Origin of the sequence: Nocardia sp. CA-129566, assembly GCF_050956075.1 — a bacterium.
In the GTDB taxonomy this organism is placed as follows: Bacteria; Actinomycetota; Actinomycetes; order Mycobacteriales; family Mycobacteriaceae; genus Nocardia.
The window spans coordinates 7,406,722-7,419,809 of record NZ_CP192085.1; the positions used below are offsets into that span (position 1 = coordinate 7,406,722).

At 68.0% G+C, this 13,088-nt stretch carries 9 protein-coding genes; all 9 read right to left on the reverse strand.

What is annotated here, in order from left to right:
- Positions 1 to 22: 22 nt before the first annotated feature.
- The 9 genes from proB to ACQP0C_RS32850 all read right to left on the reverse strand — a co-directional run bounded on the left by proB (position 23) and on the right by ACQP0C_RS32850 (position 12,952).
- Positions 23 to 1,138, reverse strand: coding sequence for a glutamate 5-kinase (gene proB / locus ACQP0C_RS32810; RefSeq protein ID WP_433734720.1), 1,116 nt, complete (start codon positions 1,136 to 1,138; stop codon positions 23 to 25).
- Positions 1,139 to 1,573: 435 nt separating this feature from the next.
- Positions 1,574 to 3,028, reverse strand: coding sequence for a GTPase ObgE (gene obgE / locus ACQP0C_RS32815; protein ID WP_433726328.1), 1,455 nt, complete (start codon positions 3,026 to 3,028; stop codon positions 1,574 to 1,576).
- Between the two features lie 155 nt (positions 3,029 to 3,183).
- Positions 3,184 to 3,450 (reverse strand): 50S ribosomal protein L27, encoded by a 267-nt coding sequence (rpmA, locus tag ACQP0C_RS32820; RefSeq protein WP_062992747.1) that lies wholly within the window; start codon positions 3,448 to 3,450, stop codon positions 3,184 to 3,186.
- A 40-nt stretch (positions 3,451 to 3,490) separates the two neighbouring features.
- Positions 3,491 to 3,802, reverse strand: a complete 312-nt coding sequence (rplU, locus tag ACQP0C_RS32825) for a 50S ribosomal protein L21 (protein ID WP_040687720.1) — start codon at positions 3,800 to 3,802, stop codon at positions 3,491 to 3,493.
- Between the two features lie 344 nt (positions 3,803 to 4,146).
- Positions 4,147 to 7,320 (reverse strand): translation initiation factor IF-2 N-terminal domain-containing protein, encoded by a 3,174-nt coding sequence (locus ACQP0C_RS32830; protein WP_433726330.1) that lies wholly within the window; start codon positions 7,318 to 7,320, stop codon positions 4,147 to 4,149.
- 485 nt (positions 7,321 to 7,805) lie between these two features.
- On the reverse strand, positions 7,806 to 8,222 hold the full coding sequence (ndk, locus tag ACQP0C_RS32835; RefSeq protein ID WP_433726332.1) for a nucleoside-diphosphate kinase: 417 nt from the start codon (positions 8,220 to 8,222) through the stop codon (positions 7,806 to 7,808).
- A 44-nt stretch (positions 8,223 to 8,266) separates the two neighbouring features.
- A complete protein-coding gene (locus ACQP0C_RS32840; protein WP_433734721.1) occupies positions 8,267 to 8,608 on the reverse strand; it encodes a DUF4233 domain-containing protein in 342 nt (113 codons plus the stop codon).
- Between the two features lie 208 nt (positions 8,609 to 8,816).
- Positions 8,817 to 10,277 carry a bifunctional tetrahydrofolate synthase/dihydrofolate synthase gene (gene folC / locus ACQP0C_RS32845; protein WP_433726334.1) on the reverse strand — a complete coding sequence of 487 codons (1,461 nt, stop codon included), beginning with the start codon at positions 10,275 to 10,277 and terminating at the stop codon, positions 8,817 to 8,819.
- The gene (locus tag ACQP0C_RS32850; RefSeq protein ID WP_433726336.1) at positions 10,274 to 12,952 is read right to left on the reverse strand and encodes a valine--tRNA ligase; all 2,679 of its coding nucleotides are present in this window, start codon (positions 12,950 to 12,952) and stop codon (positions 10,274 to 10,276) included. Before ACQP0C_RS32850 ends, folC begins: the two co-directional genes overlap by 4 nt.
- Positions 12,953 to 13,088: the final 136 nt, after the last annotated feature.

The following is a 13,088-nucleotide window of genomic DNA, read 5'->3' on the forward strand; positions in this document are numbered from 1 at the left end:
ACTCTCCGGGCGCCATGACCGGTCAGACCTTGACCAGGTCGTCGGCGTGAATTACCGGGCGCTGCATGGTATCCGGGAGTTCGGTGGTGGACCGGCCGAGCATGCCGGAGAGTTCGGCGGCGTCGTATTCGACGACCCCGCGGGCGACGATGCGGTTGTCGGGGGCGATGAGGTCGACAACGTCGCCGCCGTGGAAGCGGCCGCGGACGCCGGTGATGCCAGCGGCCAGCAGTGAGCGGCGGCGGTGGGCGACGGCTTGGACGGCGCCCTCGTCGATGAGAATGGCGCCGCGGCTGTCGGCGGCGTGGCGGACCCAGAACTTGCGGGCGGACAGGCGAACCGGGCGGGCGGCGAAGGCGGTGCCAACGGTGCCCGCGCTGAGCGCGATATCGGCCTCGGTGGCGGCCGCGAGCAGGACGGGGACACCCGCGTCGGCGGCCAAGCGGGCCGCGGACAGTTTCGAGGCCATGCCGCCGGTGCCGAGTGCGCCGCCGCTACCCGCGATGACGCCGTCGAGGTCGGCGCTGCTGCGGACCTCGGGGATGAACTTCGCTGCGCCCTTGCGCGGGTCGCCGTCATAGAGGCCCTCGACATCGGAGAGCAGCACCAGCGCATCGGCGCCGACCAGGTGTGCGACCAGCGCGGCGAGCCGGTCATTGTCCCCGAAGCGGATCTCTTCCGTTGCGACAGTATCGTTTTCGTTCACCACGGCGACGGCGCCGAGCGAGCGCAGCCGATCCAGGGTGCGCTGCGCATTGCGATGGTGTTCGCGCCGGGAGAAGTCGTCGGCGCTCAACAGCACCTGTCCGACCGTGCGCCCGTACCGCGCGAACGAGGTGCCCCAGGCATGCGCCAACGCCAATTGGCCGACACTCGCCGCGGCCTGTTTGGTCGCCAGATCCCTTGGGCGGCTTGTCAATCCGAGCGGAGCGATACCGGCACCGATGGCACCGGAGGAAACCACGACCACATCGGATCCGGCCCGCATCCGCGCCTCCACCGCATCGGCGAGCCGATCCAGCCGCGCCGTATCCAGCCCACCCTTCAAACTGGTGAGCGCCGACGACCCGATCTTCACCACCACACTGCGCGCCGCCGCGATCGCCGTCCTGGCCTCACTCAGACCGGACTGCGACATCGCCTCCGCGATCCCCGAACTCACCTGCATCGCAACAGAACTCCCTGTACCGCAACAGAACTCACTGTCTCAGTCGACCCAACCACCCCGATCGACCCGGCCGATGCGACCGGCCACGCCGCACCACCCGCGTTTGCTGGTCCACCCGACCTCACCAGGCCAGCCGAGCTCGCCACGGCAGCCGACGACGTCGAGGCAGCCGACCACGCCGTCGTTGCCCAGCCTGAAGGACCAGCCGACCACGCCACAATGGCCGATTCAACCGAACCCGTCGTATCCACCGCCCCAACCGAGTTCGACACTGCGCCGAACTCCGGGAGCAACATCGCACTCCGAACGCGCTGGCCACCACTGAATTCCGATACCCGCCGCAAGGCCGGACCGAGCACCGCCGTGTCAGACTTCGGCGCACACCACAAGCCCACGGCGTCCACGCTATTCCTCGTCGTCCTTGACCAGACCACGGCGCACCCGCGAGGCGTGCTTGCGTTCGGCGGCACTGATCCGGTCGTTCTGCTCCAGGCGGATATCGGTGCCGCGGCCAGTGGGCACCATATCGACGCCCGCGGAGATCTGCGGCTCCCATTCGAAGGTGACGTCGCCGATGGTGACCGGGGCTCCCGGCTCGGCGCCCTGTTTCACCAGTTCCTCTTCCACACCGAGACGGGCCAGGCGGTCGGCGAGGTAGCCGACGGCCTCGTCGTTGTCGAACTGGGTCTGGCGCACCCAGCGCTCCGGTTGCGGGCCGCGCACGATGAAACCGCCGGGCTCTTCGGGATCGGCGATCACGCTGAAACCGGTCTCGTTCACCGCGATCGGGCGGATCACCGGACGCTTCGGCGCGGCCTTCGGATGCGCCGCACGATACTGCTCGACCATATCGGCGAGTGCGAATGTCAAGGGGCGCAGACCGGCTCGGCTCACCGCCGAGATCTCGAAAACCGGCCAGCCACGGGCGGTGAACTCGGCCGTGACCATCTCCGCCAACTCGGCGGCATCGGGCACGTCGACCTTGTTGAGGATCACCACGCGCGGCCGATCGGCCAGATCACCCAGCCCGGTATCGGCATCCAATGCCGGTTTGTAGGCCGCGAGTTCGGCCTCAAGCGCATCGACATCGGAGACCGGATCGCGTCCCGGCTCCAATGTCGCACAGTCGACGACGTGCGCGAGTACCGCACAGCGCTCGAGATGCCGCAGGAAATCCAGACCGAGCCCGCGCCCCTCGCTCGCACCGGGAATCAGGCCCGGCACATCGGCGATGGTGAAAGTGGTCTCACCGCTGGACACCACACCGAGATTGGGCACCAGCGTGGTGAAGGGATAGTCGGCAATCTTGGGTTTGGCCGCCGAGAGCACCGACACCAGCGAGGACTTACCCGCCGACGGGTATCCGACCAGGCCGACATCGGCCACGGACTTCAACTCGAGGACGAGATCGCCCTCCTCACCGTCCTCACCGAGTAGCGCGAAGCCAGGGGCCTTACGCGCCCTGGAGGCCAGCGCGGCATTGCCGAGCCCGCCGCGTCCGCCGCGCGCGACGATGAACTTATTGCCCGCGCCGACCAGGTCGACGAGTACTTTGCCGTCGTCATCGAGCACCACGGTGCCGTCGGGCACCTTCAGCAGCAGATCGGTGCCCTGCTTACCGTCGCGGTTGCTGCCCTCGCCGGGCTTGCCGTTGCTCGCCTTGGCGTGCGGATGGAAGTGGAAGTCCAGCAGGGTGTGCACATTCGGGTCGACCTCGAGGACCACATCCCCGCCGCGCCCGCCATTGCCGCCGTCGGGACCGCCGAGCGGCATGAACTTCTCCCGGCGCACGGAGGCGCAGCCGTGACCACCCTTGCCCGCACGCACGTGCAATACAACACGGTCGATGAATTTGGACATGTCCGAATCATCCTCCTCGGTGGTGGCCGTAGCGATTGCTTGCAGGTCGCTCGAAAGAACCTGTGGTGCGGGAACGCGATCTTTCGAGAACGCGAAAAGCGGGCCAGGGAATGCACCCTGACCCGCTCAGCTGTTTCCGGAGTGGCGTAAGGCGCTCAGGCCTCGACCGGCTCCTGGACAACGATGTTCACGGTCTTGCGGCCACGCTTGGTGCCGAATTCGACCTTGCCCGCGGCCAGGGCGAACAGGGTGTCGTCGCCGCCACGGCCGACGAGCACGCCGGGGTGGAAGTGCGTGCCGCGCTGGCGAACCAGGATCTCGCCCGCCGAAACGGTCTGGCCACCGAAACGCTTGACGCCGAGTCGCTGGGCATTCGAGTCGCGACCATTGCGCGAGCTGGATGCACCCTTCTTATGTGCCATTTCTGAACTCCTGTGAAGTAATTCGAGAAAGCGCGGAGGCTTACTTGATGCCGGTGACCTTGAGGACCGTCAGCGGCTGACGGTGACCCTGACGCTTGTGGTAGCCGGTCTTGTTCTTGAACTTGTGGATGCGGATCTTCGGGCCCTTGGTGTGCTCGACGACCTCCGCGGCCACGGAGACCTTGGCCAGCTTGTCCGCATCGGTGGTCAGCTCGGCGCCGTTCACCACGAGAACCGGGGCCAGCGCCACGGACGAACCCGGCGCACCCTCGATCTTCTCGACCTTCACCAGGTCACCGACCGCGACCTTGTACTGCTTTCCGCCGGTCTTGACGATCGCGTACGTTGCCATCGGTCGGCTGCCCTTCTTCCTGTCATGCGCGCGGCTCGTGCTCGCGCGGCTGCGTGTTCCCGCCCGGATGACTCCGCTTGGAAACCACAGCACTCTGGTCTGGTAGTCACCGCCGCCTCAGCAACCTGATGGCTCTCGGCTTCGAGCCGAGTCACGAACACAGCGCACATGAGCGCTGTCGCCGGGCAGCGACTGTCCAAGATTACAGGACGGATACCACGGCGACCAAACCGGTGCCCCGCACCAGGTCACGGTCGCGCCGCCGGTCGGACTCGGCCGTCGGACGACGGGACCCCCGTCGCGAAGTGCGGCGGGGGTCCCGGGTTCGGATCCGATCGTGGCGATCAGTTCGCGTCGTCCACCGGCGGTCCGGCGGGACGGCCGACGGCCCGGCGGCGCGGCTTGCGCGTCGGCACCACGACCGGCACATCCGCCGTGTAATCCACCACGGGCGTTGCGGATGCCTGATCAGCCGTCGGCAGCACGAACACCGCGCCCGCACTATCCGCGGCCGGTGCGGCGGCCGAACGCGCCACGCGCCGCCTGCGGCCGGCCGAACGCGGCTCCACCGGTTCCGGCGCACCGTTGGCCGAGACGGCGGGGACCGCTGCCGCCACTGCCTGCTCAGCCGCGGGCTCGGTGGCCGCGACGGGTGCCGCTGCCTCGGACGTCGCGACGGGCTCGACAACCGCCTCAGCGGCCACGACCTCCTCGCGCGCTGCCTGGGCGCCTTCGTCCGCCAACGCTTCGGCGACTTCCTCGGCCACCGCTTCCGCGGCCGCCTCGGCCACCGCGGCAACGGCTTCGTCGACCACAACTTCCTCGACCACGCCCGCAGCCGAGACAGCTTCGGCAACGGCTTCTGACACAACCGCCTCGGCCGCAACCGTTTCAGCCGCGGCGACCTCACCCTGCGCCTCGGACTCCTCGCCGTGCACGGCCTCCTCGGACTGATGTGCCGCCATTGCCAGCGCGACCGGATGCGCCCGCTTGACCGCGATATCCGCCTCGTCCGTCTCCGCGACAGGTCCGGTGCCATTGCTGGCAGCGGCAGGCGCGGTGGCCGCCGCACTCTTGTCCCGACCACGGCGCCGCCGCGATCCGGTCTCCCGGCCGCCACGCGCGACATCCTCGGTCGCCGTGAGCTCCACCGGATAGGTGTGCACGACGATGCCCCGGCCATGGCAGTGCTCACAGGTCGACGAGAACGCCTCGACCAGACCGGTGCCCAGCTTCTTGCGGGTCATCTGCACCAGGCCCAGCGAGGTCACCTCGGAAACCTGATGGCGGGTGCGGTCGCGGCCCAACGCCTCGGTCAGCCGCCGCAGCACCAGATCCCGGTTCGACTCCAGCACCATGTCGATGAAGTCGACGACGATCATGCCGCCGATATCGCGCAACCGCATCTGGCGCACGATCTCCTCGGCCGCTTCCAGATTGTTGCGAGTGACCGTCTCTTCCAGGTTGCTGCCGCCCGCACCGGTGAACTTGCCGGTATTGACGTCGATGACCGTCATCGCCTCGGTCCGGTCGATCACCAGGGTGCCGCCCGAGGGCAGCCACACCTTGCGATCGAGCGCCTTGGCGAGCTGTTCGTCGATCCGGTAGGTCTCGAATACGTCGACCCCGTTGTTCTCGTGCCGGGAGACCCGGGCGAGCATGTCGGGTGCGACCGTGCGGATGTAGCTCTCGACGGTGCTCCAGGACCGCTCACCCTCGATGACCAGCTTGGAGAAGTCCTCGTTGAACAGGTCGCGGATGACCTTGACCAGCAGGTCCGGCTCTTCGTACAGCGTCTTGGGCGAGCCGCTGTCCTTGGCCTCGGAGGCCTTCTCGATGGTGCGCCATGTCGCCTGTAGCCGCTCCACGTCGCGGGCCAGCTCGGCCTCGCTGACGCCCTCCGATGCGGTGCGGATGATCACCCCGGCGTCGGCGGGCACGATATCGCGCAGGATCTCCTTGAGCCGCTTGCGCTCGGTATCGGGCAGCTTGCGGCTGATGCCGGTGGACGAACCACCCGGCACGTACACCAGGAAGCGCCCGGCCAGGCTGATCTGAGTGGTCAGCCGCGCACCCTTGTGCCCGACCGGATCCTTGCTCACCTGGACCAGCACCTGATCGCCCGGCTTGAGCGCCTGCTCGATCTTGCGCTCCTTACCGCCGAGACCGGCGGCCTCCCAGTTCACCTCACCCGCGTAGAGCACGCCGTTGCGGCCGCGGCCGATATCGACGAACGCGGCCTCCATCGAGGGCAGCACGTTCTGCACCTTGCCGAGGTAGACATTGCCGACCATCGACGCGGAGCCGGTATTGGTGACGAAGTGCTCGACCAGGATGTTGTCCTCGAGCACCGCGACCTGGGTGGCGGTCGGGTGATCGGAGAAGGTCTTCTCGCGCACCACCATCACCCGGTCCACGGCCTCGCGGCGGGCCAGGAACTCCGACTCGGTCAGGATCGGCGGGCGGCGGCGACCGGCCTCGCGGCCGTCACGCCGACGCTGGCGCTTGGCCTCGAGCCGGGTGGAGCCGGTGATGCCCTGCACCTCGTCGACCGTGGCGCGGCTGCGGCTCTTATTGCGCGGCTCGCGCTCGTGCACCACGGTGTTGGGCGGATCGTCCTCGGAGACGACCTCGGTCTCGGCGCCCTCGCCGGCCACCTTGCGGCGCCGACGGCGACGGCGACGGCGGCTCGAACCTTCCGGCAGACCGGCTTCCTCGTCCTCGCCCTCGGTGTCCTCGGCGGTCTCGGTGGGCTCGGCCTCGGTCTTGCGCGCGGCAGGCTGTTCGTCCTCGGTGCTCTCCTCGGTGACGTCGCCCTCGTCACCTTCGGTATCGGATTCGCCGTGCTGTTCACCGCGACCACGCCCGCGGCCGCGACGGCCACGCCGCCGACGCCGCGGCTGGTCCGCATCGCCCTGCTGTTCGGTCGATTCCTGTTCGTCCTCGGCCTCGGTGGTCTCGACCTCGTCCTCGACCACCGGCTCCTCGGCCCGGCGGGTCTCCCGCTCGGCCCGCCGCTGTCTGCGCGCCGCTTCGGCCGCCTCGGCGTCCGGCGGCAGGAACAGCGGCGCGGAGACCGCGGCGGCGGCCTCGAAGACGACCGGCGTCGCGACGTGCGGCTCCGGCGGAACCGAATGGGTGAACAGCTGCACCGACGGCTGGTGTGCCGCGGGCTGCTCCCCCGATGGCAGCGCTCCGGACTGGTCTACCACCTGGTCCGATGCAGAAAAGATGAGGCCGGGCTCCTCGGGAGCTGGCTGTTGGTCCGGTGCGACCTCGGAATCCGGCGACGCCTCGGCGTCCGGCTCGACGGTGACGAGCGCCTCGCGGACCGATTCCGCTACCGCTCGATCGACGTTCGACTGCGCACTGCGCGCATCGGCACCCAACTCGGCGAGCTTGGCCAGAATGCGTTTGCTGGTTACCCCCAGCCGCTTGGCAAGCGCGTGAACTCGGATTCGCTCCGGCAATTGTTCGGCATCCTGTGATGTTGTTTCCAGCGGCTCTTGATCGGCCACGAAGTCTCCTCGGGTCCCCGGGCGCGTCCCTCCTGGCAGGAGTGACGCGGCCGACGCGGGGGCACTGTCCGTTCACCTCACGCGGTTGGCGCAAGGTCAAGTGGTCTCGCCCCGCATGCCCGGTTAACACCATGTTCTGTTCGTCGGTCGGGCTAACTGGTCACGCGGCGCCTGGCTGTTGGCTGAACTCCACGGCGCGAGCGCTCATCCAGCGTGCCGACGCGAACCTCCGTCCCAGCAACGGGCCAGTTGTTCGTGGCAGCGATGATCGGCATCGAACCGCAGTGTCATCCGGTTACCGTCCGGCACCGATCGTTCGCGTACCTGCGCGAACAGTCGGCATCGTCAGCAACCAATGCCAGTATCCCACACAGTGCGGCGACGCCTTGCCATCGCCGCACGACTACACCTCGCTGCGCTCGGCTCCGTCGCGCGGCGATGCCGGCTGAGCCCTCAGTTCGCGCAGCTCACGCCGTAGCCCTGGATCAGGCCGGGAAGTCCGGGAACCAGAGCGCGATTTCCCGCTTGGCCGATTCCGGCGAATCCGAGCCGTGCACCAGGTTCTCCTGGGTCTCCAGCGCGAAGTCACCGCGAATGCTGCCAGGGACGGCCTTCTCGACCGGGTCGGTGCCGCCGGCGATCTGACGGAACGCGGCAATAGCGCGCGGGCCCTCCAAGATGGCCGCGACGACCGGGCCGGAGGTGATGAACTCGATCAAGGAACCGAAGAACGGCTTCTCGGCGTGCTCGGCGTAGTGGCCGCGCGCCACCTCTTCGGATACCTGCTTCAGCTCCAGGGCGGCGATCTTCAGCCCCTTGCGCTCGATCCGGGCCAGCACCTCACCGACGAGGCCACGGGCCACACCGTCCGGCTTGATGAGTACCAACGTCTGCTCAGTCACGGCGCACAGCCTAATGGGCACTACCCGCAGTTACCGAACCGGAGCTAGGAAGAGCCTTCGATGCGCTGGCTGGGGAGCAGGCCGAGTTCCATTCGGCGCTTGACGTCGGCGCGCAGGACCAGGATGAAGCCCCACACCACGGCGAAGAAGACGCCCATGACGCCGATCGACAGATGGACGAAGACGCCGAGGATCAGCAGCACCTGCAGGGCCAGGTTGAACGGGATGGCCCACGGGCGGCGTTGGAGTCCGGCGCCGAGGATCATCACCACGGCGAGGGTCACGAGGTAGCTGCCCGAGAACCAGCCGACTCCCCCGCCGACGGACGCCACGACGGGCAGTGCGAGCAGCACCGTGATCGCCTCGAGGATCAAGGTGCCCGCCATGACACCGCGCAGCCCCTTCCACGGATCGGTGGCGGGCGGTGGGACCTGCGGTGCGCCGTCGGTCCCCTCGGGCTCGGCGGCGTCGCCGGTTGTCTCGCTCACGCTGTCTCCTTCTCGGCATTCACGGGCCCCACGTTCTCACCCATGCTGCCCCATCCGGACCCCGGCCCGACGCTCACGCTGCGCTCATCGCCGCATTCGCGGGGGCTCATGCCGGGCTCTTCCCGAACAGGGCGCGCGCCGCGCCCGCCGTGACCACGGATCCGGTCACCACCACACCCGCGCCCGAAACCATTTCGCCCGCATCGCCGACCTCCTCGGCAATAGCGATGGCCGTTTCCAGCGCGTCGGGCAGGGTTTCGGCGGTGACCACCCGCTCATCGCCGAAGCGCTGTACGGCGAGGTCGGCGAGGCGCTCGATATCCATGGCGCGCGGCGAACCATTGCTGGTGACCACGATCTCGTCCAGCACCGGCTCCAGCGCCTCCAGAATGCCCGCCGCATCCTTGTCACCGAGCACGGCGACGACGCCGACCAGCTTGCGGAAATCGAATTCCGCGGTCAGCGTCGCGGCCAACGCCTGCGCACCCGCCGGATTGTGCGCGGCGTCGATGAAGATGGTCGGGGCGTTGCGCATGCGCTCCATCCGGCCCGGACTGGTGACGCTGGCGAAACCCGCACGGACGGCGGTGATATCGAGCTGCCGCTCGGCGCCCGCACCGAAGAACGCCTCCACCGCCGCCAGTGCGAGCACCGCATTGCGCGCCTGGTGCTCACCGTGCAGCGGCAGGAAGATCTCGTCGTAGACGCCACCGAGGCCCTGCAATTCCAGCTGCTGGCCGCCGACCGCGATCTGGCGGGCCAGCACCCGGAACTCCGAACCCTCACGCGCCACCGCGGCATCGACCTCGACGGCCCGGCGCAGCAGCACCTCCATGGCCTCCGGCGCCTGCTCGGCGATGATGACGACGGTATCGCGCGGAACCAGGCTCTCCGGCGCGGGTTTGATGATTCCGGCCTTCTCCGCCGCGATCGAGGCGAGATCGTCGCCGAGGTAATCGGTGTGGTCCAGGCCGATCGGGGTGATGACCGCGACCTGTCCGTCGATGACATTGGTCGCGTCCCAGCGGCCGCCCATCCCCGTCTCGACGACCGCCACATCCACCGGCGCCTCCGCGAAGGCGGCATAGGCCATGCCGGTGAGCACCTCGAACTTGCTCATGGCCGGACCGTCGGCGGCCGCGGACTGCTTGTCGATCATCTCGATATACGGCAGCAGTTCCCGGTAGGTCTCGACGTACGTGGCCGGGGTGATCGGCACGTTATCGATGCTGATCCGCTCGGTGGCCAACTGCAGATGCGGGCTGGTGATCCGGCCGGTGCGCCGGTGCAGCGCGGTGAGCAGCGCATCGATCATGCGGGTCACCGAGGTCTTGCCATTGGTGCCCGCGATGTGGATGGCCGGATAGCTCTGCTGCGGCGAGCCGAGCAGATCCATCAGCGTGGCGATGCGGGTCAGCGATGGCTCGATCTTGGTCTCCGGCCAGCGCCGGTCCAATTCCGCCTCGACCAATGCCATTTCGGCCAGATCCACCGGCGACGGCCCGGAGCCGAGGCGAGCCTTGGGATGCTCGTCGTCCGCGTACTGCCGCTCCGGTTCGTCGTTCACTTGCCACCCAGTTCCGCGAGCCGGGCACCGATGCGGGCCACCTCGGTCTCGGCGACATCGCGACGTCCCTTGATCTTGTCGACCACCTGATCCGGCGCCTTGGCCAGGAAGGCCTCGTTACCGAGTTTGGCCGCGGTGGTCGCCAATTCCTTCTCGGCCGCGGCGAGATCCTTCTCCAGGCGACGGCGTTCGGCATCCAGGTCGACCGCGCCGGAGGTGTCGAGTTCCACCGTCACCGTGGCCTCGCTCAGCCGGACCTCGAGCGAGGCGGTCGCGGCGAAATCGGCGCCGGGTTCGGTGAGCCGGGCCAGGTTGGCCACCGAATCGTGCAGTTCGGTGAGGCCAGCGGCGTCCAAGCCGATCAGCGTGGCCGCCACCTTCTGCTTATCGGCCAGCCCCTGGTCGCTGCGGAAGCGGCGGATCTCGGTGATCAACCGCTGGCCGTCCGAAACCCGTTGCGCGGCGGCCGCATCCGCGGCCACACCGGTGGCAGCGGGCCATGAGGCGATGACAACCGATTCGCCGCCGGTCAGTGCCCGCCACAGCGCTTCGGTGACGAACGGGATGACCGGGTGCAACAGCCGCAACACCGAGTCGAGCACATTGCCGAGCACGATGCTGGTCGACTCGGCCCGCGCACCGTCACCCGCGAACTGCACCTTGGACAGCTCCAGGTACCAGTCGCACAGTTCATCCCAGGCGAAGTGGTACAGCGCCTCGCAGGCCTTACCGAACTCGTAGGCGTCGAAGGCCGAATCCACCTCGGCGCGTACCTGTTCGAGCCGGTCGACGATCCAGCGATCGGCATCGGTGAGCTCGGCGCGGTCGGGCAGCACGCCCGGCTGCGCACCGTTCATGAGCGCGAACTTGGTGGCGTTGAACAGCTTTGTCACGAAGCTGCGCGAGGCGAGTGCGTGCGATTCGCCGACCGAGAGGTCACCGCCGGGCTGTGCGCCGCGCGCCAGGGTGAAGCGCAGCGCGTCCGCGCCGTAGGCGTTGATCCAGTCCAGCGGGTCGATGCCGTTGCCGCGCGACTTCGACATCTTCTTGCCGTACTGGTCGCGAATCAGGCCGTGCAGGAACACATCCTTGAACGGCACCTGCTTCGCCCCGCCCTTGCCCGCGGTGAGCACGTGATCGTCGGAGACGAAGGTGCCGAACATCATCATCCGGGCCACCCAGAAGAACAGGATGTCGTAGCCGGTGACGAGAACGCTTGTGGGATAGAACTTCTGGAGTTCCTCGGTGGAGTCCGGCCAGCCCATGGTGGAGAACGGCCACAGGCCGGAGGAGAACCAGGTGTCGAGCACGTCCGGGTCCTGCACCCAGCCCTCGGGCGCGGTCTCATCCGGACCGACGCAGACGACCTCGCCCTCGGGGCCGTACCAGATCGGGATGCGGTGGCCCCACCACAGCTGCCGGGAGATGCACCAGTCGTGCATATTGTCGACCCATTCGAACCAGCGCGGCTCCTGGCTGGTCGGGTGGATCACGGTGTCGCCGTTGCGAACCGCGTCACCGGCCGCCTTGGCCAGCGATTCCACCTTGACCCACCACTGCATCGAAAGCCGCGGCTCGATCGCCTCGCCACTGCGCTCGGAGTGTCCGACGCTGTGCAGGTAGGGCCGCTTCTCGGCGGCGATCCGGCCTTCGCTGGCGAGCCGCTCGCGCACCTTGACCCGCGCCTCGAACCGGTCCAAACCATCGAATTCGGTTCCGGTGCCGGTGATCCGGCCGCGCTCGTCCATGATGTTCGGCATGGGCAGGTTGTGCCGCAGGCCCATCTCGAAGTCGTTGGGGTCGTGCGCGGGAGTGATCTTCACCGCGCCGGTGCCGAATTCGGGATCGACGTAGTCGTCGGCGATGATCGGGATCTGACGTCCGGTGATCGGATGCTCGAGGGTGGTGCCGATCAGATCCCGATAGCGCGGATCCTCCGGATGCACCGCGACCGCGGTATCGCCGAGCATGGTCTCCACCCGGGTGGTGGCCACGATCACATGCGGCTCATCATCTTCGAGCGAGCCGTAGCGCAGCGAAACCAGCTCGCCTTCGACATCCTCGAATTTGACCTCGATATCGGAGATGGCGGTGCGCAGTTCCGGCGACCAGTTGACCAGGCGCTCGGCGCGGTAGATCAGGCCAGCGTCGTAGAGCCGCTTGAAGATGGTCTGCACGGCGCGCGAGAGCCCGTCGTCCATGGTGAAGCGGTCCCGGCTCCAGTCGACGCCGTCGCCGAGCGCACGCATCTGCCACTGGATCTGTCCGCCGGATTCGCGCTTCCAGTCCCAGACCTTATCGATGAACAGTTCGCGGCCGAAGTCTTCCTTGGTCTTGCCGTCCACCGCTAGCTGCTTTTCCACAATGGTCTGGGTGGCGATGCCCGCGTGGTCCATACCGGGCAGCCACAGCACCTCATACCCCTGCATGCGCTTGCGGCGCGAGAGGGTGTCCATCAGGGTGTGGTCGAGCGCGTGGCCCATGTGCAGGCTGCCGGTGACATTCGGCGGCGGCAGCACGATGGAGTAGCCGGGCTTGGCGCTGGCGGTGTCGGCGGCGAAGTAGCCAGCCGCTACCCAGCGCTCGTACATCTCGGCCTCCACCTCGCTGGGGTTCCAGCTCTTGGGGAGGGCATCGGCACGATTACGCGGGTTGTCAGAGGCTGCGCTGGTCACCCCGGCATTCTAGTGGTGGTGCCCGCTGAGCTCCTAAAAGGGCCAGCGCACAGAAAAAGGCGGAGTCTTCGGTGGATGAGGGACACCGAACACTCCGCCTACACCTGGAGAGCTTACCGCCCAAAACGGCCCGAGC